The following is an 18,881-nucleotide window of genomic DNA, read 5'->3' as shown; positions in this document are numbered from 1 at the left end:
CTTTGCAAAAGGATTGACGGTCAAAAAAGCAGACCTTGGTCATCTGGTGGAACTTTATCGGCGTAGTCGATATCTCACAACAAGAGCAAAAAGAAACGGCATAGCCTACATGATCGTAAGCTATGCCGTATCCTTTTTGAGCACCTTTCGTCCTTACGTGAATGCGGACTTGGCCTGCCCTTGTGCTTTATTTTTTACAGCTTCGCGTAGCGCATGAGGATGGTCGCGAACTCTGCGCGGGTGGCGTTGCCGGTCGGCTGGAGGCCGCCGTCCTTGCCGTTGATGATGCCCGCGCCGACGCACCAGCGCAGCGCGTCAACAGCCCACGAGCCGACCAGACCTGCATCCGGCCAGCGGCTGAGGTCGCCCGTCGGGGTCGTGTCCGTTCCCTTGACGGTCTTCGCATAGCGCTGCAGCATGAGCGCCATGTCCTGACGGCTGATCTCCTCCATCGGGCGGAACGTGCCGTCCTCGAAGCCCGTGACGATGCCCTTCTGCTGGGCCCAGGCCACGGCCTCGCCGTACCACTCGTTCGCCGGGACGTCCGGGAAGGCGTTCGTCGCGCTGACCTTGTCACCGGAGAGGCGGTAGAGGACCGTGGCGACCATGGCGCGGTTGAGGGTGGTATCCGGCTCGAACTTGCCCTTGCCCATGCCGTTCATGAGACCGGTCTCGAGGACGTAGTCCACGCTCTCGTGGTACCAGCCCTGATCCGGACGGTCGGTGAAGGCCCTGGACGGGCAGTTGTCGGAATTGGCCGGGATCACGCGGCTTTCCACAGTGTCACAGCCCGTGCAGCTTCTTGCTTCAAGCCCGTCATGAAAGCAGGTCGCCGCTTCGACCACCTTCCAGGCGCCCCAGGTGTGCTCATGCGGCGTCGGCTCCGAGCCGCCGAGGGTCGTGTACCACGTCTTCGAGCCCGCAGCGGGCGCGTAGAGATGGGCCGCGGCCTGACTGCTCGTGTAGGTCGTGAAGCGCGGCGAACTGGCATTGTACTGCAGCATGCCGTTGTCCGACTGCAGGCCGTTCAGCGTCGGCGTCCAGCGGCAGGTGTCATCCGGCGTCTCCGTCAGAGAGACGTTCTTCTTGCCGGTGCAGCTGAGGTAGAGGCCCGCCGCGTCGCGCACATAGTACGTCCCGTCTCCGGCGGCCGTGAGCGTGTAGACCCACTTCGGGTCGCGGACGCTGCCGGTGTCGATCTCGATGTCGGCGGCCTCCAGATACGTCGGCTTCGAGCCGGGGGTGTTCGTCATGATCTTGCCCTTGTCCGACGAGACGATGCAGTAGCTGCCCGTCCAGTCGTCCGGAGCGACCATCACGCGGCGGTACTCGTCGCCGACGGCGTCGGGATCATCGACTTTATAATAGTAGAGCGCGTAATACGTCTGCTCCGCCTGCGTGAACACCTGCTCTGCGCCTGCGGCGGAGAAGTCCGGGCGGCTGTCCGTGTCCGTCTGCGGGGCGGCGGCCCAGCCGAAGAACGTGTAGTCGTGCGCCGTGTCAGACGGCGTGCCGGACGGCTGCGGGAAGGTGAACGTGTCTCCGGTGTAGCCCGCCGCATCGGCGGGGGCCGTCACGCCCTCCGGCACGGAGAAATGCACGGTGGACGGGGTGCGCGGGTCAAACTGCACGGTCAGCGTGCAGTCCTTCGTCATGCGGCTGACGGTGAAGACGTTGCCGTTCTGCTTCACGACGGCGGCATCCGCCGGGGTAAGGGTGTAGCCGCCCACGCAGTAGCCCTCAGCCGGGAAGGCCGTGACGGTGTGGCTGCGGACGGTGACCGTGCCGCGGGTCTCGTCGGACGAGACGGCCGTGAGCGCGAACGTTCCGGCATCGCTGCCGTGCTCGCGGGCATAGCCCGAGGGGGTGTCATAATCCGCGGGGAGCTCGCGGCCGAACAGCAGCCAGGCAAACTCCGGATAGTCGATGAAGACGTTGCGGTTGCCCTGCACCTTCTGGACGCAGTCGTTGCGGCTCATCTCCCAGGTGTCCACGGGGTCCTCCTGCATCCATTCGAGCAGGGTGTCGAGGCTCTCGATGACGGGCATGCCGGTGTTCTCGCGGTCGTCGCTGTCAAAGGGGGGCAGGCTGCCGGAGGCGACCTTTTCAAACAGGTTCGGCTGGCCCCAGCGGCAGTAGACATACAGCAGCACGCGCGCCAGGTCGCCCTTGACGTTGTCGGCGACCTCGACGCGGTCGTTCTTCGTGCTGTACCACAGGACGGTCTTGCCGTCGAAGGCCTTCGTGCTGCAGTCGGGATAGACGCCCAGCACGTTGCCCATGGTGTAGTTGCTGCGGGTGGAATTCACGCCGGAATCCTCCGGGCGCAGGTGGTGCAGGTCGCTGCCGCCGTTCTGCTGCATGAAGCTCGCGCGGCTCTTCGGCCAGACGTGCTCACGGCTCATGCTGCCGCCGGTCGTGTCGCTGTAGAACAGGAGCAGGCCGTCCTTGCCCTGTGAGGCATCCGTGCGCGCCCAGTAGGTCGGCAGGGACTTATAGGTGACGGAATCGGTCATGGTGTCCGTCATCAGGGACTGCAGTGCGCGGTAAAGGGCGCTGTCCATGCTCTCGAGCGAGCTGTCTGAGGTGCTGCCGGACAGTTTCAGCAGCGTTTCTGCGCCGTCGGTGTAATACTGCTCCGCCTGTGCGCTCAGCGCCGTGCAGAGCTCGTGACGCGTGCCGGTGTTATACGGCACGGTGTCGGCGGACACGGCCGCCAGCGCCGGGAGCGCCAGCGCCAGCACGACGGCCAGCGCCAGAAGCACGGCAAGGATCCTTCTTTTCATGATGTACCTCCGTTTGTTTTTTTCGGGTTCTTTCATCATATCACGCGGGGGACGAATATGCAACCCCAATATGCATTCGGCCCGCCCGGAGAATCGCAGTTGCATTGCACGGCCGGACTTGCTATAATCATGGTATCGAAACATAGGAGGAGATCCCATATGCTCACACGCCTGCTTGAAACCGCCGCCAATGCCGCGGACGCTGCGCAGAGCGGCTCGAACGGCACCGACCTGACCCAGCTGACCAACATCCTCGACTGGTTCATGATCGTGCTGCTGCCCGCCGTGGCGCTCTACCTGTTCTACACCGTCTTCCGCCTCAGACGGGACCGCGTCCTGTTTGATAACAAGCTGCTCTATCCCGGCGGGTGCACGAAGGACGACTGCCTCGACCCGGACGGCTTCATCGACTACATCCTGCCGCGCCTGATCATCATCGGCGCCGCGTTCCTGCTGTGCGGCGCGTTCACGGCGCTCGTCGTATTCATCCCGGCGATGGATACGCTGGTGTGCAATATTCTGGAGATCGTTTTCCCGATCGCGGCCATTGCATGGTATTCGTTTGTCAGCCGTTATGCCGCGCGCGAATATTGGGGGGCGTGAGTCATGAAAATTGTCATTCTCGATGCCTATGCCGCCAATCCCGGCGACCTGAGCTGGGATGAATTTGCCGCCCTCGGTGATTTGACGGTCTATGACCGCACCGCGCAGGAGGATGCTGCCGCCCGCATCGGCGATGCGGAGGTCGTTTTCATCAACAAGGTCCGCCTGACGGACGAAATTTTTGCCGCCTGCCCGAACCTGAAGCTCGTGAGTATCCTTGCGACGGGCTACAACATCGTCGACCTCGCCGCCGCAAAGCGCCGCGGCATCACGGTGTGCAACGTGCCGGGCTATTCCACGCGCGCCGTTGTGCAGATGACGTTTGCCCTGCTGCTGGAGATCTGCCAGCAGGTCGGCCTGCACTCCGGGGCCGTGCACACGGGCCGGTGGCAGACCTGCCCGGATTTCTGCTTCTGGGACCGGCCGCTCATCGAGCTGGACGGCAAGACCATGGGCATCGTCGGCTACGGCGCCATCGGCTCGGCCGTCGGCACGGTCGCGCAGGCCCTCGGCATGAAGCTGCTCGTCACGGCGCGGCATGAAAAGCCCGTGCCGGAGGGTGCGCGCTTCGTCTCCCTGCCGGAGCTGCTGGCGCAGTCCGACGTCGTGTCGCTCCACTGCCCGCAGACGGCAGAAAACGCCCGCATGATCGATGCGGGCGCGCTGGCGCAGATGAAGGATGGGGCGATCCTGCTCAATACTGCCCGCGGCGGGCTGCTGGACGAGCAGGCCGTGGCCGACGCGCTGCGCAGCGGCAAGCTGCTGGCCGCCGGTATGGACGTCGTCTCTGCGGAGCCGATCCGCGCGGACAACCCCCTGCTGACCGCGCCGAACTGCTTCCTCACGCCGCATATCGCGTGGGCTCCGCTTGAAACGCGCCGCCGCCTGCAGGCCATCAGCGCGGAAAACCTGCGCGCCTTCCTGGCAGGCAAGCCGCAGAATGTCGTGAATCCGTAAATTGCAAAGAAAAATGCGGGACATGCCGCAAATGGAAAACGGAAAGTGGAAAGTTTCGGAGGGAAGAATAGTGTGAAAGGAAACCGTCAGGGTTTCCTTTCACGTCAAATAACCCGCCGCAGCGGCAGAATTGCAAAATCATGCTGCAAAATTTGATTTTGCAATTCTGAAAGCAGCTTGTCCAAAAAGTCCAAAGGAACTTTTTTGACAAGCTGGGGAGCGGACAGCCGGGCCCGGCGCAAAACTCACGATTCGTGCCGGTTTCCGATAAAAACGTAAAAACCAATTGCGTCTGTAGCGGCGCTCAGCGAGCGCCTTTGGCAGCTGCAAGTTGGTATGCACCATCGCCGACCGAAAATGCTCCCCCGATTGTCATTCCGAGGAGCGAAGCGACGTGGGAATCTCGCAGTACCCTGCTGCATCGTGGGAAAGCTATCGGCGAAAACGTAACTGCCTTCCCGGGATTGCACCCCAAGGGCACTTCCTCGCGCTGCGCGCTCAGGGCGCCACGTCGGCCTGCGGCCTCCTCGCAATGACAAGTCGGGGGCGTTTTCCATTTTGACGGCAGCCTGTACGGACTGCAAGTGCGCAGCCGGGCCGGACATGCCCCTCCCCTACAACGCAGCGGGCAGCGGGGCAGTCTCTGCCGGTCATCCCACGGCGGACAGGCAGAACTCATACAGCGGCAGGAGGGCGTGCAGCGTATCGCGGACGGTCTCGGCCAGCCGGGGCGTATACAGCTCATCCCCCAGTGGGCACTCGCGCATCATTGATACATTGCGCAGGCTGTAATATGGCGCAAGACGCTCGTCCGGCGTCTGCTTCGGGCGGACATAGGCCCGGCCGCCGAGCCGCAGACCCGTCTCCCGCTCTGCGCGGGCGGTCATCTGCAGGAATTCCTCCGTCCGGTCGCCGAGCTGGGTGCGCCAGCGCTCCATGGCGGCCGCGCGCGGGTTCCACAGCAGCAGGCCGTAGCTGTAGCCCTCGCTCGTCAGCTCGAAAAACAGGCACGGGTGCTCCAGCCAGCTTGCGCCGTCGTGGCGCAGGCACATCCACGACGTTTCCTTATACGGCACGGGCGGGTGCATGCGCATGTCGCGGTAAATGCGTGAAACGCGCATCCGCAGGCCCTCGACGCCCGTGAATGCGGCCTCGACGTCTGCCGCCAGCGCCTTCATCGGCTCCCAGAGGAAGCGCTGATAGTCGGCCTTGTGCGCCTCGAACCATTCACGGTTGTTGTTCAGGCGAATTCCCCACAGAAAATCGATCGTCTCGGGATAAAATCCGGTAAAGCTCATTGTCATACTCTTTTCTGATTCAAAATTAGACGGCGGCAGGAAGCGCTTCCTGCCGCCGTTTTCCTGCCGCCGTTTATTATACCCGCTGCAGCGCCCGGCTGCAAGCCTCAAATGGAAAACCACACGCGCTCCTCCGCGCCGCGGGAAAAGCCGAGCCGGTCATACAGCCGCATGGCGCGCCCGTTCTCCTCTGCGCACGTCAGGCGCACTTCCGGCCCTGCGCACCGGGCCGCCAGCGCCCGCACGCAGCGTTCGCCCGCGCCCGGCTGCAGAGCTGCCACTGCCAGCAGCTCACTGCCGCGCACGCGGCCAAGGCCGATGCGCTCCGCACCGTCCCAGATCCACAGGGCCTCGCCGCCCGCAGCCAGCGCGCGCTCCTCCGCTGGGCTGCAGCTCTCCGCTGCGGGCACGGCCCGGAAGCGCGCATTGTATTCCCGCGCCCAGTCCGCTGCCGTTTCCTCCGTGACGGGAACAAGGCGCACCGCCTCCGGCGCGGGCAGCAGCGACTCCCGCGGCGCGCTGCGCCCGAGAATGCGGATGGCGGCCGGATAGCCGGAAAAATCCGCTTCGCCCGCGGCGAACAGCCGCTCCGCACCTGCGGCGCGGCAAAAGCCTGCGCATTCGGCAAGCAGACCCTCCAGGGTGCCGAACACGCCGCGTACCAGTATATAGCCCTCGCCGCGGAACGGGACCTCACGCAGGATCAGCGTGGCGATGCCGTCCGGGCAGGAAAAGACCGGGATATCCTTCATTGCTTTTTCTCCGTTTCGGCGCGGCGAGAGGGGAGACGGAGCGGTTCAGTCCTCCGTGCGCCGCCGCGCGACCTTTGTTCCGCCGCCCATGGCGCTCAGCTCGCGCATGCACGACGCACATACGCGCCGGTTGTGATATTCGACCAGCGCTTCACTGCGGCTGCAGAACACGCAGCGGGGCGTGTGCTTCTGCAGCACGATCCGGTCGCCGTCCACGGCGATCTCCACCGTGTCGCGGTCCGCCAGGTCCAGCATGCGCCGCATTTCCACCGGGATCACAACGCGGCCCAGTTCGTCCAGTCTTCGGATGATACCCATTGCTCTCATTGCGCAGTCCCCCCATTTCTGTTTTTGAGCAGAATCCGGTCAGATTACATCTTCATTATAGCATTTTGTCTAACTCTGTCAAGCTCTTTATGCAAAATTCGGAAAAGCTTTCCATATAGTGCTACAGAAGATGTCCGGGAGGGGTACACGATGGTCATGGGATGGATCTGGACGGGAATGGTGCTGCTTGCGCTCGGCGCGGCGGTGCTCACGGGGCAGACCGGCGCGCTGACGGCCGCCGCACTGGAGGGAGCGGCCTCCGCGATCCGGCTGGCGCTCGGCCTTGCCGGGGCGCTGTGCCTGTGGAGCGGGGCGGCAAAGGCGCTTGAGCGCGCGGGGGGCATGCGGGCGCTGGCCCGGCTTGCCCGGCCGGTCTTCCGCCGCCTGTTCCCGCAGACGGCGCAGGACGAGACGGCCATGGGCTACCTGACGGCCAATGTCGCAGCCAACCTGCTGGGGCTGGGCAATGCGGCCACGCCCATGGGCATCGCCGCCGTGCGCCGGATGCAGCAGCGCTCCGGCAGCGCCCGCGCCACGGACGAGATGTGCCGCCTCATCGTGCTGAACACGGCGTCCATCCAGCTGCTGCCCACGACCGTTGCGGCCGTGCGGGCGGCAAACGGGGCCGCCGCGCCGTTCGACATCCTGCCCGCTGTCTGGCTCACGTCTGTGTGCTCCGTGACGGCCGGGCTGCTTGCGGCGTTCCTCTTCGGGAGGGCGAGCCGTGCTTGACCTGCTCATTCCGATGCTGCTGGCCGCCGTGGCCGTTGCGGCGCTCGCACGGCGGCAGGACCTCTATGCCGCCCTGCTCGAGGGCGGGCTGGACGGTCTGCGCCTGCTCGTTTCCATCGTTCCGGCCCTTGTCATGCTGCTGACGGCCGTGCATCTGCTGCGCGCCTCCGGGGCCGTGGATCTGCTCACCAGCCGGCTCGCACCCGCGGCGCGTGCGCTCGGCCTGCCGCCGCAGGTCCTGCCGCTCCTGCTGCTGCGGCCGGTCTCCGGCAGCGCGGCGCTGGCCGTCGGCGCGGACCTCATGGCGCAGTATGGCGCGGATTCGCTCATCGGCCGGACGGCCGCCGTTGTGCTCGGCAGCACGGAGACGACGTTTTATACCATTTCCGTCTATTTCGGCGCGGCCGGGATCCGCCGCACGCGCTATGCCGTGCCCGCGGCGCTCATCGCCGACCTGACGGGGTTTCTGGTCGCTGCGCTGACGGCGCGCTTTTTATAGACCGCAGAGCCAGCGGATGGCGCGGCGGTAGCCCTCGAAGCCGAGACCCTTGAAGTGCGCGCCGCAGGCCATGCCGACGTAGGAAACGCGGCGGAACGGCTCCCGCGCGTCGATGTCCGTCAGATGGACCTCGGCCGCAGGCAGACGGACGGCCTTGAGCGCGTCGAGCAGGGCGACGGACGTGTGCGTATAGGCGGCGGCGTTGATGACGAGGCCGTCGAACACGCCGTGGGCCTGCTGCACCCACGTCACAAGCTCACCCTCGTAATTGCTCTGCCGGATCGTGACTGCGGCCCCGGCCTCCTGCGCCGCCGCGCGGATGAAGCGCTCGAGGGCGGCATAGTCCTCGCGGCCGTAAAGCTCCGGCTCGCGCAGGCCCAGCAGGTTGAGGTTCGGGCCGTTCAGCACCAGAATGTTCATGTCCATGCCTCCAGAATCTGCCGGACGGTCTCGTCCGGCGTGCCGTTGTTGTCGGCCGTGCCGTCGGAAAAGCGGGCATAGGCCGCGGCGCGCTGCGCGTAAAGCGCCTCCGGCGTCGTGCACCGGCTCACGGGCCGCCCGGCGACGGGCAGCCGGTCAAGCGCGCGCTGCAGCCAGATGACGGCGGCGTTCTGACGCAGCAGCGGCTCGTTTTCCGGCCGGGTGACGCAGCCGCCGCCCGTGGCGATGACGCAGCCGGAGCGTTTGCCCAGCTCTGCCAGCAGGGTCGTCTCCTCTGCGCGGAAGGCAGCCTCGCCCTCGCGCGCGAAAAATGTCGGGATATCGCAGCCGAAGCGCCGCTCCAGCTCCTCGTCCGCGTCGAAAAAGTCGCGGCCCAGCCGCTGTGCCAGCAGGCGGCCGACGGTCGTCTTGCCCGCGCCGGGCATACCGATGAGGATGAGACTGCGCATGCGCTTCTGCAGCGCGTCCGTGATGACCGCCGTGCGCGCCGGGTCGATGGGCCGCTGCAAAAACAGCTCCGCCGCGCAGCGGGCCTGCTCCGCCAGCATGGAAAGGCCGTTTTCGGCCCGCAGCCCGAGCCGCTCCGCCTGCTGCAGCAGGGCCGTGCGCGCGGGGTTATACACAAGGTCCAGCACGCACCGGCACTGCGGCACCCGCCGCAGGTCGAGCGGCGAGACGCCGTTTCCGGGATACATGCCGACGGGCGTCGCGTTGACGACGAGCCGCGCGTCCGCATGCTGCTCGATCATGTCGTAGGTCACCGGCCCGCGCCGGGAGATCACGACGACCTCGGCCCCCTGCGCCCGCAGCACGGCCTGCACCGTCTGCGAGGCTCCGCCGGAGCCGAGCACAAGGGCCTTTTCGCCGGGTGCGATGCCGCCGCCCCGCTCCAGAAGCAGGCGAAAGCCGTCGGCGTCCGTGTTCGCGCCGTACAGCGTGCCGTCCGCCCGGCGGACGAGCGTGTTCACGCTGCCGGTCTGCTTTGCCATGGGCGAGAGCGCCGCGCAGAACGGCACGACGGCGCGCTTATAGGGGATGGTCACGTTCAGCCCGTCCCATGCCGCGCCGTGCAGGAAGTCCGCCAGCCCCTCCGGCGGGACCTCGAACAGGTCATAGGAATACGCGCCGAGCATGGCGTGAATTTCCGGGGAATAGCTGTGGCGCAGGTGTTCGCCCAGCAGGCCGCAGCGCAGGCTCGCGCCGGGGGCGGGGCTGCTTTCCTGCCAGTCACGGCTCGCGGCGCGCAGGGCCCCGAACCAGGCCTGCATACCGGGCTGCAGGGCCGGGGCGGCCAGCTCCGCAAGCCGGGCACGGATTTCCTGCTCCCGCTCGGGCTGCAGGACCGGCAGACCCTGCTCCCGCTTCACGGCCGCAATGCGCGCGGCCACATCCATCCGGCGGCGGTACAGGGCCGCGAGCTGCGCATCCAGCGCGTCGATATCCTGCCGCAGGTCGTTCAAAGCTTCCATATCCGTGCCTCCAGTGCGGCGTCCAGCACCGCGACCGCAGCCGCAGCCTCCACGCAGGGAACAGCCCTCTGGACGATGCAGGGGTCGTGCCGCCCGCGCAGCTCCAGCGTGACGGGCGCGCCGTCCGACAGACGCACCGTCTGCTGCGGCAGGGCGATAGACGGCGTGGGCTTGAAGGCCGCGCGGAATACAATCGGCATGCCGGTGGAAAGCCCGCCGAGGATGCCGCCCGCGTGGTTCGTGCGTGTGCATACCGCGCCGTTTTTCATGCAATAGGGGTCGTTGTTTTCACTGCCGCGCAGGGCCGCGCCCGCAAAGCCGCTGCCGAACTCCACGCCCTTCACGGCGGGAATGGCAAACAGCGCCTGCGCCAGCCGGTTTTCCAGCCCGTCGAACATCGGCGCGCCGACTCCGGCGGGCAGGCCCGTCACCGCGCATTCCACCACGCCGCCGACGGAGTCCCCCGCCGCTGCCGCTGCCGCGATCTCCGCGCGCATGGCCTCGCCTGCCGCGGCATCCAGCACCGGAAAACCGCTGCCCGGCCGCTCCGGCGCAAGGGGATCGAACGCGCGGTCCGGGATGCTCCCGATCTGCGCGATATGGGCGAAAATCTCCACGCCCTGCGCCGCCAGCAGCTGCAGGCACAGGCCGCCCGCCACGCACAGGGGCGCGGTAAGCCGCCCGGAGAAATGCCCGCCGCCCGAGGCGGCCTGTGCGCCGTGAAATTTTACGGCGGCGGGGTAGTCCGCGTGCGACGGACGGGGCGTATCCTCCAGCCCGGCATAGTCCGCCGGGTGGGCGTCGCCGTTGGGCAGCACGGCCGTCAGCGGCGCGCCGCAGGTCAGGCCGTCCGCAAGGCCGCTCAGGAATTCCGGGCGGTCCGCCTCGCGGCGGGCGCTCGTCAGGGCGCTGCGCCCCGGCGCGCGCCGGTCCAGAAAAGCCTGCAGGGCCGTAAGATCGGGCCGGAAGCCCGCCGGGAAGCCGTCGAGGCACATGCCCACGGCCGGACCGTGCGATTCACCAAAAAGCTGTAATTTCAGCACCGTTCCGAAGCTGCTGCTCATCTGCTCTCCTCCGTTCCGCTCCGCAGTCCGGCAAGCGTCTGCCAGAAATACGGGTCCGATTTTTCCACACATTCCGCCCCGCGCAGCCGCACATCGCAGCGTGCCGAGGCGATCGCGGCCAGCATGGCGATGCGATGGTCGCCGCAGGCGTCCACCGTGCCGCCTGTCAGCCTGCCGCCCGTGATCTCCAGCCCGTCCGGCAGGTCCCGCACGTCTGCACCGAGAGCGCGCAGTGCGGCGGCGATGCTCGCGAGCCGGTCGCTTTCCTTATAGCGCAGTCTTGCCGCGCCCGTGATCCGCGTCGTCCCGGCGGCGCAGGCCGCCAGCAGGGCCAGCGGCGGAGCCAGATCGGGCGTGCTGCGCACGTCGAGGCTGCAGCCGTGCAGCGGCGCGGGACGGACCGTCACGGCGTCTGCGTTCTGCTCAACTTCTGCACCAAAGCGGCGCAGATCCTCCAGAATCACGCGGTCGCCCTGCCCGGACTCCGCCTGCAGGCCCGTGACCGTCACCGGCCGCGAGAGCGCGCCCGCCGCAAGCCAGAAGGCCGCGTTCGACCAGTCGCCCTCCGCCCGGACCGCGGCGGGGGAGCGGTACCGCTGCCCGCCGGGGACGGCCCAGCCGTCCGGGAGCGGCTCCGCGGCGATGCCGAAGCGCCGGAGTGCTGCAAGCGTCATGGCGATATAGCCCGCCGATTCCGGCGGCGTGGCCGCATGCAGCTCCGAGGGACCGGAAAGCAGCGGCAGGGCGAACAGCAGGCCGGAGAAAAACTGGGACGAAACATCCCCCGGCAGCAAAAAACGGCCGTTTTCCAGTCTGCCCGCGCAGAGAAGCTCGCCCGGCGCGGGGCGACTCAGCCGGACGCCGTGTGCCTCCAGCGCCTCCCACAGCGGGCCGAGCGGCCGCTGCGGCAGGCGGCCGTGCAGACGGAACGTCGTTTCTCTCCCGAGCGCCGCCGCCACGGGCAGCAAAAAGCGCAGCGTCGCGCCGCTTTCGCCGCAATCCGCCGCGCCGTGCGCCCGCTCTGTGACCGGCTGCACCCGCAGTGTCTTTCCGTCCGCCGTCACGCGCGCGCCGAGCGCCCGCAGGCAGCGGCACATCGCCTGCACGTCCGCGGCGTCCGAAGCACCGTGCACGACCGTCTCGCGGTCGGCCAGCGCGGCGCACAGCAGCAGCCGCTGCAGCTGCGATTTTGACGCAATGGAGGCAACTCGCCCGCCGAGCGGGCCGTGCGGCAGGAACAGCTCCATGTCACATTCCTCTTTCAAAAATATCCGGCAGCGTGTCCACCGGGACCTCCCAGAGCACGCAGTCGCCGATGGCGCGGGGAATGACGAGCGTAATGCGCTCTCCCGCGCGCTTTTTATCCGCCAGTGCGGCCTGTGCCAGCTGCTCCGGCGAAAATTCCGTTCGGGTGGGCAGGCCGAGCTTTATGAGCGCAGCCTCGATCTCTGCGGCATCGCGGCAGAAGGCCCGCGCCATTATGGCAAGGCCGATGGCCACGGCATGGCCGTGCGAAATGCGGTAGCCGCTGAGTGTCTCGATGGCGTGCCCGGCTGTGTGGCCGAGGTTCAGCAGCTGCCGCGCACCGCGGTCGAATTCGTCGGCGCACACGGCGTCTCGCTTGCAGGCGACGCAGCGGGGCAGGACCGTCATGCGGTCGAAGTCCGTGCCGCGCGCGGCCAGATGGGAAAACAGGTCCGGGTCGAACAGCACGGCCGTCTTCAGCGCCTCGGCGCAGCCGTCGCGCAGGATGGCGGGCGGCAGCGTGTCCAGCAGCTGCGGGTCGCACACGACGGCGGCGGGCTGATGGAACGCGCCGACGAGGTTTTTGCCCTCCGGCAGGTCGATGGCCGTCTTGCCGCCGACGGACGAATCCACCATGGCAAGCAGCGTCGTCGGCACCTGCACCAGACGGATGCCGCGCAGCCATGTCGCGGCCGCAAAGCCCGCCAGATCGCCGATAACGCCGCCGCCGAGCGCAACGACCGTGTCGGCGCGGGTCAGGCCCGCCTCGGCCAGCTTATGGAGCAGGGCGGCATACTGCGCCAGCGACTTTGTCTCCTCCCCGGCGGGGAGGACGGCCGGAACGGCGCGCACGCCGGCAGCGCACAGTGCACGGCAGGCGCGCTCCAGCAGGAGCGGAGCCACATGCTCCTCGGTTACGACAAGGGCCGCCGTTCCCGAGGAAACATAGCGGCCAAGGTCGTCCAGCAGCCCCGGCGCGATGTCCACGCGGTAGGGCTGCGAAACGGGAATGTCGATCTTCATCTGCAGGCCTCCCGCACGGCGTGCAGCCGCTGTGACAGCGCTGCCAGCTCCTCCGGCAGCAGAGCCTGCGCCCCGTCGCACCGGGCGTGCAGCGGGTCAGGGTGCATCTCCACCATCACGCCGTCGGCTCCGCAGGCCGCGGCAGCCAGCGCCAGCGGCGTCACAAGGGCCGCGCGACCGGCCGCATGGCTCGGGTCGACGAGGACGGGGAGATGGGTCATTTCATGCAGGGCGGGCACAGCCGCAAGGTCGAGCGTGCCGCGCGTAAACGTGTCGAACGTGCGGATACCGCGCTCGCAGAGCATCACGCGCGGGTTGCCCGCCGCCAGAAGATACTCCGCACTCAGCAGAAGCTCCTGCAGCGCCGCGCCGACGCCGCGCTTGAGCAGCACCGGCTTTTCGCTGCGGCCGAGCGCCCGCAGCAGGTCATAGTTCTGCATATTGCGCGCGCCGATCTGGATGACGTCCACATCGGCGAACGCGTCGAGCTGGGCGGTGCTCATCAGCTCGGACACGACGGGAAGCCCCGTCTCGTGCCCGGCGGCGATGAGCAGGCGCAGCCCCTCGGCGCCCAGCCCGGAAAAATCATAGGGAGAGGTGCGCGGCTTGAACGCCCCGCCGCGCAGCAGGCAGACGCCCGCGGCCTTGGCCTGCCGGGCTGCCGTAAAGATCTGCTCCTCCGATTCCACGGCGCACGGCCCCGCGATCAGGCCGAAGTTCCCGCCGCCGAAGCGCGCGCCGCCCACGGAGACGACCGTCGGCTCGGGGTGCAGGCGGCGGCTGCACAGGGGATAGGGCTCCGTCAGCCGGAGGACGTCCTCCACGGCCGGGAAGCGCGCCGCAAGGCCGGGATCGATGCGGGAAATGTCGCCCGTCAGGCAGAAAAACGGCCGCTCCGGCGTGCCGGTGACGCGGACCTCCGCGCCAAGCTCCCGCAGCCAGGAAAGCAGGCGCTCCTGCTCCGCCTGCGGGGCATGCTGTTTCAGCAGAATGACCATCGGGCCGTTCCTCCTTCTCGCTTATTCTGCCGCCGGCATCCGGCTGAGCGGGTGGATCTTCTTCCGATACAGGCGGAGGAACAGGATGACCGTCATCGCCAGCGAGGCGACCTCCGCGATCGGGAAGGCGAACCAGACGGCGTCGATGTTCCCGGAAAGCGACAGCAGGTAGGCCACCGGAAGCAGCACGACCAGCTGGCGCGCGATGGAGACGATCATGCTGTAGACGCTGTTGCCGAGAGCCTGGAACACGCCGCCGACGATGATGCACGCGCCTGCGAACACGAAGGCGAGGCTCATGGTGCGCAGCGCCGGGTCGCCGACGGCCAGCATGTCCGCATTGGCGTTGAACAGGCCGAGCAGGACCTGCGGGATGAGCTGGAAGGCCGCCACGCCGATCACCATCAGCGCCGTTGCGCCGAGGATGCCGCACTTCAGCACGCCGAGGATGCGCTTCGGCTTCCGCGCGCCGTAGTTATAGGCCGCAATAGCCAGCGCGGCGTTGTTGATGCCGAACACCGGCATGAAGATGAAGCTCTGCAGCTTGTAGTATGCGCCGAAGACGGCCGTGCCGACCTCACCGAGGCCCACGCGGACGTGCTCAAAGCGCATGAGCACGAGATTCATGCCGTAGTACATCACCGAGCCGATGGCAACCATGATCATGGACGGCACGCCGATGGCCAGAATGCGGCCGATGAGCTTCCAGTCCGGGCGGAAGCCGCGCAGATGCAGGCGGACGTCCGGATTTTTGCGGTGGTTGAGGATCATGGCCAGAATAAACGCCACGATCTGGCCGAGCACCGTGGCCACGGCCGCGCCTGCGACCTCCATGCGCGGCAGGCCGAACAGGCCGAAGATGAGGATGGGGTCAAAAATGATGTTCAGGACCGCGCCGGTGCCCTGCGTGACGAGGGTGTAGATCGTGCGGCCCGTGGACTGGAGCAGGCGCTCAAAGATGATCTCGCCGAAAATGCCGAACGAGGCGATCGTGATGATGCGGATATAGGCCGTGCCGTAGGCAATGACGGCTTCGTTCGACGTCTGGGAGCGCATGAAGAGCTCTGCGCAGAAAATGCCGAACAGAGCGCTGAGCAGCATGCCCAGCCCGGCAAGAAAGACGCCGTTCAGGGCGGAGCGGTTCACCATATCCGCATCGCGTTCGCCGAGCGCGCGCGACAGCAGGGCATTGACGCCGACGGCAGTGCCCGTTGCGATGCCGATCATGATGTTCTGCACCGGGAAGGCCAGCGAAACGGCGTTGAGTGCGTCCTGATTAACGTCCGAAATTTTCGCGACAAAGGCGCTGTCGACCACGTTGTAAAGCGCCTGCACCAGCATGGACAGGGCCATCGGCAGCGCCATGGTCAGCAGCAGCCGCCCAATGGGCATCGTGCCCATTTTGTTTTCCTTCAAACTACTCATTGCTTTCTTTCTCCTAACCACAGTCATGCAGTTTATATTATAGAGGAGACAGGTAAGGAATGCAAGCAGACTGTCAAAAAATCTGCCCAGCCGAACGTTTCGGAGGGACTTTTTTGACAAGCTGTGCAAGGCCCTGCCGCGGCATGCGGCGGGCTGTCGAAAGAACCGGCAATTTGCACAAAAATCAGAAATCCGTCAACATTTTCCCGCGCGTTGTGCTATACTGGAAGGAAACACGCCCCGGCTTTTCCGGGACCCAGAGGAGGAACGCCCTATGACGACCGATCAGCTCAGCGCCCTGCTTGCGCAGGACCCCGCCGCGGTGCTGGAGCATGACCGCAGACTTTATGAACAGCAGATCATCCGCGCGGCCGATCTCATCGCCGCCCATGCGCAGGAGCGCCCGGCCGTGCTGCTGGCGGGGCCGTCCGGCTCCGGCAAGACGACGACCGCCCTGCTCATCGAGCGGGAGCTGGACCGCCGCGGCATGGAGACGCACACGCTCTCCATGGACGACTATTTCTGCCCGCTCACGGAGCGGGAGCTGGAGCTTTTCAGCCGCAACGAGCTGGACCTCGAGCGCCCGTCGCGCGTCGACGTGCCGTTTTTCCAGGAGCAGCTCGGCAAGCTGCTGGCGGGCGAGGAGGTGGAGCTGCCGCGCTATGACTTCAAAAACAGCGTCCGTGTCTTCGATGGCCGCACACTGCGCAGGCGGCCCGGTGAGCTGGTCATTCTGGAGGGCATCCACGCCCTGAACCCGGAGGTCACGGGCTATGACGGCCGCACGACGCGCATCTATGTCAGCGTCCGCACGCGCATCACCCCGCGCAGCGGCCATCCGCTCCATCCGTCGAAGATCCGTCTCGTCCGCCGTATGCTGCGCGACGGCACGGGCCGTGGCCGCGCCCTGTCCGAGACCATCGCCATGCGCGAGCGCGTCGACCGCGGCGAGCAGCGCTATATCATGCCCTTCAAGCCGCGCGCCCACGGCAGCATCGACTCGTTCTATTCCGCCGAGCTCGGCGTCTACCGCCCGCTGCTGCGGGACGAACTGGAGCGCCTTGCCCTACCGGAGCTGTCCGACGTGGTCGAGGTCATGCGGGAGCTGCCGGACGTCCCGGCGGATCTCGTGCCGCAAGATTCCCTCCTGCGCGAATTCATCGGCGGCAGCACGCTGCCTTACTGAGGAGGAACCATGAAAAAATACCTTGTCGCCCTCGATCAGGGCACGACGAGCAGCCGCGCCATCGTCTTTGACCGCTCCCAGCAGATCGTCGCCTCCGCGCAGAAGGAATTCCCCCAGCTCTACCCGCAGGCGGGCTGGGTGGAGCACGATCCGCTCGAATTATACTCCAGCCAGTACGGCGTCATGATGGAGGCCATCACGCGCGGCGGCATCGACCCCGCGGAGATCGCCGCCATCGGCATCACGAACCAGCGCGAGACGACCATCGTCTGGGAAAAGGCCACGGGCCGCCCCATTTACCCTGCCATCGTCTGGCAGTGCCGCCGCACGGCCGCCCTGTGCGACCGGCTGCGCGCCGGCGGGCTGACGGAGCACATTCGGACCGTCACGGGCCTTGTGCCGGACGCCTATTTCTCGGCTACAAAAATTCGGTGGATCCTCGACCATGTGCCCGGTGCGCAGGAGCGCGCCGAGCGCGGTGAGCTGCTGTTCGGCACAGTGGATTCGTGGCTCATCTGGAAGCTGACGCGCGGCCGCGTCCACGCAACGGACGTGACAAACGCCTCACGCACCATGCTCTTTGACATCCGCCGCCTCGACTGGGACGAGACGCTCCTGCAGGTCCTGCGCATCCCGCGCTGCATGCTGCCGGACGTCCGCCCGAGCAGCGGCGACTTCGGCACCTGCAACATCCAGGGTGTGGAAATTCCCATCGCGGGCGCGGCGGGCGACCAGCAGGCCGCGCTGTTCGGCCAGTGCTGCTTCGCCCCCGGCGAGGCCAAGAATACCTACGGCACGGGCTGCTTCCTGCTCATGAACACGGGCGAGACGCCCTGCGTCAGCCGCCACGGTCTTGTCACGACCATTGCGGCCGGGCTCGGCGGCCATGTGACCTATGCCCTCGAGGGCAGCGTCTTTGTCGGTGGGGCCGTCATCCAGTGGCTGCGCGACGAGATGCGCTTCCTCAGCGAGGCGAGCGACGCGGAGTATTATGCGCAGAAGGTCGACTCCACCGGCGGCGTGTATTTTGTCCCGGCCTTCACGGGCCTCGGCGCGCCGTATTGGGATATGTACGCCCGCGGGGCCATCGTCGGCATCACGCGCGGCACGAAGCGCGAGCACATCATCCGCGCCGCGCAGGAATCCATCGCCTACCAGAGCATGGACCTCGTCGCCGCCATGGAGAAGGACACCGGCGTGCCGCTGCGCGAGCTGCGCGTCGACGGCGGTGCGAGCCGCGATGCCTTCCTCATGCAGTTCCAGGCGGACATGCTGGCCACGCCGGTGCGCCGCCCCGTCATCCGCGAGACGACGGCCCTCGGCGCGGCGTATCTGGCCGGGCTCGCCGTCGGCATCTGGCACGATCCGGACGAGCTGCGCCGCCAGTGGCGGTGCGATGTCAGCTTCCTGCCGCATATGACGGCCGAGCAGCGCGAAAAAAATCGCCGCGGCTGGGCAAAGGCCGTCGGCAGGAGCCTCGATTGGGCGAAAGAAGAGTAAGCGGAAAATGACGCGAGGCCGCCGATGATGCGCTGTAGGGGAGCGGACAGCCGGGCCCGGCGCTGCACGAACGATTCGCACGGGCTATCGCTAAAACGGTGATGGCCCCCGATTTGTCATTGCGAGGGCGCTTCGCGCCCGTGGCAATCTCGGGAAGGCACTTGCAGTCCGTACCAGCTTCCGATAAAAACGTACCAACCGATTGCGTCTGTAGCGGCGCTCAGCGAGCGCCCTGTACGGGGCTATTCAACCGCGTAAGGACGCTGGTGCACCGCCGCACCACCCTGACGTGTCATTGCGAGGAGCGAAGCGACGTGGCAATCTCACGCAACAGTCTGCGAATTCGCCGAGGCTTTCCTGTTATCTGACCGGGTACTGCGAGATTGCACCCCAAGGGCACTTCCTCGCGCTGCGCGCTCAGGGCGCCACGGCCCCGTTGGGGCCTCATAATGACACATCAAGGGGCATGGCGCGGGGAGCGGTGCGGCGCATCGATTCGGCCGTCCGATTGCCGCTCCGCGGACGGGCGAGGCATGCCTCGCCCCTACGATTTGCACTGCATTCCATAACAAAAAA

The 18,881-nt window shown here is 66.8% G+C and carries 17 protein-coding genes; 6 read left to right on the top strand and 11 right to left on the bottom strand.

Going from position 1 to position 18,881, the window contains the following annotated elements; all coding sequences use genetic code 11:
• Positions 1 to 194: 194 nt before the first annotated feature.
• A complete protein-coding gene (locus ACMKFF_RS03835) occupies positions 195 to 2,786 on the bottom strand; it encodes an S-layer homology domain-containing protein (RefSeq protein ID WP_419496100.1) in 2,592 nt (863 codons plus the stop codon).
• Between the two features lie 159 nt (positions 2,787 to 2,945).
• Here ACMKFF_RS03835 and ACMKFF_RS03830 point away from each other — a divergent pair, with 159 nt between their 5' ends.
• Both ACMKFF_RS03830 and ACMKFF_RS03825 read left to right on the top strand, forming a co-directional pair.
• Entirely contained in the window at positions 2,946 to 3,389 is a 444-nt protein-coding gene (locus ACMKFF_RS03830; protein WP_419496099.1) for a hypothetical protein, read from the top strand.
• 3 nt (positions 3,390 to 3,392) lie between these two features.
• Positions 3,393 to 4,346 (top strand): D-2-hydroxyacid dehydrogenase, encoded by a 954-nt coding sequence (locus ACMKFF_RS03825; protein WP_419496098.1) that lies wholly within the window; start codon positions 3,393 to 3,395, stop codon positions 4,344 to 4,346.
• Between the two features lie 650 nt (positions 4,347 to 4,996).
• On the opposite strand, the gene ACMKFF_RS03820 is transcribed toward ACMKFF_RS03825, so the two are convergent.
• From ACMKFF_RS03820 to ACMKFF_RS03810, 3 genes are all read right to left on the bottom strand, one after another.
• Positions 4,997 to 5,644, bottom strand: a complete 648-nt coding sequence (locus ACMKFF_RS03820) for a DUF2461 domain-containing protein (RefSeq protein WP_419496097.1) — start codon at positions 5,642 to 5,644, stop codon at positions 4,997 to 4,999.
• A 107-nt stretch (positions 5,645 to 5,751) separates the two neighbouring features.
• Positions 5,752 to 6,396: a hypothetical protein gene (locus tag ACMKFF_RS03815; RefSeq protein WP_419496096.1), complete on the bottom strand. Its 645-nt coding sequence runs from the start codon at positions 6,394 to 6,396 to the stop codon at positions 5,752 to 5,754.
• 45 nt (positions 6,397 to 6,441) lie between these two features.
• Complete coding sequence (locus ACMKFF_RS03810; protein ID WP_349136934.1) at positions 6,442 to 6,723, bottom strand: AbrB/MazE/SpoVT family DNA-binding domain-containing protein; 282 nt, start codon at positions 6,721 to 6,723, stop codon at positions 6,442 to 6,444.
• Positions 6,724 to 6,873: 150 nt separating this feature from the next.
• Here ACMKFF_RS03810 and ACMKFF_RS03805 point away from each other — a divergent pair, with 150 nt between their 5' ends.
• Positions 6,874 to 7,455, top strand: coding sequence for a nucleoside recognition domain-containing protein (locus ACMKFF_RS03805; protein WP_367927421.1), 582 nt, complete (start codon positions 6,874 to 6,876; stop codon positions 7,453 to 7,455).
• The gene (locus ACMKFF_RS03800; protein ID WP_418487958.1) at positions 7,448 to 7,954 is read left to right on the top strand and encodes a nucleoside recognition domain-containing protein; all 507 of its coding nucleotides are present in this window, start codon (positions 7,448 to 7,450) and stop codon (positions 7,952 to 7,954) included. The genes ACMKFF_RS03805 and ACMKFF_RS03800 overlap by 8 nt, the downstream gene beginning before the upstream one ends.
• On the opposite strand, the gene ACMKFF_RS03795 is transcribed toward ACMKFF_RS03800, so the two are convergent.
• From ACMKFF_RS03795 to ACMKFF_RS03765, 7 genes are read right to left on the bottom strand one after another with little or no spacing between them, the layout of a single operon-like run.
• Positions 7,949 to 8,374 (bottom strand): type II 3-dehydroquinate dehydratase, encoded by a 426-nt coding sequence (locus ACMKFF_RS03795; RefSeq protein ID WP_419496095.1) that lies wholly within the window; start codon positions 8,372 to 8,374, stop codon positions 7,949 to 7,951. The genes ACMKFF_RS03800 and ACMKFF_RS03795 overlap by 6 nt on opposite strands.
• The gene (locus ACMKFF_RS03790) at positions 8,371 to 9,864 is read right to left on the bottom strand and encodes a shikimate kinase (protein ID WP_419496094.1); all 1,494 of its coding nucleotides are present in this window, start codon (positions 9,862 to 9,864) and stop codon (positions 8,371 to 8,373) included. Before ACMKFF_RS03790 ends, ACMKFF_RS03795 begins: the two co-directional genes overlap by 4 nt.
• On the bottom strand, positions 9,852 to 10,928 hold the full coding sequence (gene aroC, locus ACMKFF_RS03785) for a chorismate synthase (RefSeq protein WP_419496093.1): 1,077 nt from the start codon (positions 10,926 to 10,928) through the stop codon (positions 9,852 to 9,854). Before aroC ends, ACMKFF_RS03790 begins: the two co-directional genes overlap by 13 nt.
• The gene (aroA, locus tag ACMKFF_RS03780) at positions 10,925 to 12,175 is read right to left on the bottom strand and encodes a 3-phosphoshikimate 1-carboxyvinyltransferase (protein ID WP_419496092.1); all 1,251 of its coding nucleotides are present in this window, start codon (positions 12,173 to 12,175) and stop codon (positions 10,925 to 10,927) included. The genes aroC and aroA overlap by 4 nt, the downstream gene beginning before the upstream one ends.
• Before the next feature lies 1 nt (position 12,176).
• Entirely contained in the window at positions 12,177 to 13,196 is a 1,020-nt protein-coding gene (gene aroB, locus ACMKFF_RS03775) for a 3-dehydroquinate synthase (protein WP_419496091.1), read from the bottom strand.
• Positions 13,193 to 14,194 carry a 3-deoxy-7-phosphoheptulonate synthase gene (gene aroF / locus ACMKFF_RS03770; RefSeq protein ID WP_419496090.1) on the bottom strand — a complete coding sequence of 334 codons (1,002 nt, stop codon included), beginning with the start codon at positions 14,192 to 14,194 and terminating at the stop codon, positions 13,193 to 13,195. The genes aroB and aroF overlap by 4 nt, the downstream gene beginning before the upstream one ends.
• 21 nt (positions 14,195 to 14,215) lie before the next feature.
• Positions 14,216 to 15,619, bottom strand: coding sequence for an MATE family efflux transporter (locus ACMKFF_RS03765; protein ID WP_419496089.1), 1,404 nt, complete (start codon positions 15,617 to 15,619; stop codon positions 14,216 to 14,218).
• Between the two features lie 274 nt (positions 15,620 to 15,893).
• On the opposite strand from ACMKFF_RS03765, the gene ACMKFF_RS03760 reads away from it, so the two are divergent.
• Entirely contained in the window at positions 15,894 to 16,805 is a 912-nt protein-coding gene (locus ACMKFF_RS03760) for a nucleoside kinase (protein WP_419496088.1), read from the top strand.
• Between the two features lie 9 nt (positions 16,806 to 16,814).
• Positions 16,815 to 18,305: a glycerol kinase GlpK gene (gene glpK / locus ACMKFF_RS03755; protein ID WP_419496087.1), complete on the top strand. Its 1,491-nt coding sequence runs from the start codon at positions 16,815 to 16,817 to the stop codon at positions 18,303 to 18,305.
• Positions 18,306 to 18,881: the final 576 nt, after the last annotated feature.

Source organism: Faecousia sp., from assembly GCF_048519415.1.
GTDB lineage: Bacteria > Bacillota > Clostridia > Oscillospirales > Oscillospiraceae > JAZOXB01.
The sequence above is the reverse complement of the archived record's forward strand: the minus strand, read 5'-3'. Positions and strand labels throughout refer to the sequence as shown.

What these genes read in the sequence shown, in the direction of transcription:
- aroF (WP_419496090.1), bottom strand. Translation starts at nt 14,194, where the DNA reads ATGGTCATTCTGCTGAAACAGCATGCCCCGCAGGCGGAGCAGGAGCGC.
- ACMKFF_RS03835 (WP_419496100.1), bottom strand. Translation starts at nt 2,786, where the DNA reads ATGAAAAGAAGGATCCTTGCCGTGCTTCTGGCGCTGGCCGTCGTGCTG.
- ACMKFF_RS03760 (WP_419496088.1), top strand. Translation starts at nt 15,894, where the DNA reads ATGACGACCGATCAGCTCAGCGCCCTGCTTGCGCAGGACCCCGCCGCG.
- ACMKFF_RS03790 (WP_419496094.1), bottom strand. Translation starts at nt 9,864, where the DNA reads ATGGAAGCTTTGAACGACCTGCGGCAGGATATCGACGCGCTGGATGCG.
- ACMKFF_RS03815 (WP_419496096.1), bottom strand. Translation starts at nt 6,396, where the DNA reads ATGAAGGATATCCCGGTCTTTTCCTGCCCGGACGGCATCGCCACGCTG.
- ACMKFF_RS03830 (WP_419496099.1), top strand. Translation starts at nt 2,946, where the DNA reads ATGCTCACACGCCTGCTTGAAACCGCCGCCAATGCCGCGGACGCTGCG.
- ACMKFF_RS03795 (WP_419496095.1), bottom strand. Translation starts at nt 8,374, where the DNA reads ATGAACATTCTGGTGCTGAACGGCCCGAACCTCAACCTGCTGGGCCTG.
- ACMKFF_RS03765 (WP_419496089.1), bottom strand. Translation starts at nt 15,619, where the DNA reads ATGAGTAGTTTGAAGGAAAACAAAATGGGCACGATGCCCATTGGGCGG.
- ACMKFF_RS03820 (WP_419496097.1), bottom strand. Translation starts at nt 5,644, where the DNA reads ATGAGCTTTACCGGATTTTATCCCGAGACGATCGATTTTCTGTGGGGA.
- ACMKFF_RS03810 (WP_349136934.1), bottom strand. Translation starts at nt 6,723, where the DNA reads ATGAGAGCAATGGGTATCATCCGAAGACTGGACGAACTGGGCCGCGTT.
- ACMKFF_RS03825 (WP_419496098.1), top strand. Translation starts at nt 3,393, where the DNA reads ATGAAAATTGTCATTCTCGATGCCTATGCCGCCAATCCCGGCGACCTG.
- aroC (WP_419496093.1), bottom strand. Translation starts at nt 10,928, where the DNA reads ATGAGCAGCAGCTTCGGAACGGTGCTGAAATTACAGCTTTTTGGTGAA.
- aroA (WP_419496092.1), bottom strand. Translation starts at nt 12,175, where the DNA reads ATGGAGCTGTTCCTGCCGCACGGCCCGCTCGGCGGGCGAGTTGCCTCC.
- glpK (WP_419496087.1), top strand. Translation starts at nt 16,815, where the DNA reads ATGAAAAAATACCTTGTCGCCCTCGATCAGGGCACGACGAGCAGCCGC.
- aroB (WP_419496091.1), bottom strand. Translation starts at nt 13,196, where the DNA reads ATGAAGATCGACATTCCCGTTTCGCAGCCCTACCGCGTGGACATCGCG.
- ACMKFF_RS03805 (WP_367927421.1), top strand. Translation starts at nt 6,874, where the DNA reads ATGGTCATGGGATGGATCTGGACGGGAATGGTGCTGCTTGCGCTCGGC.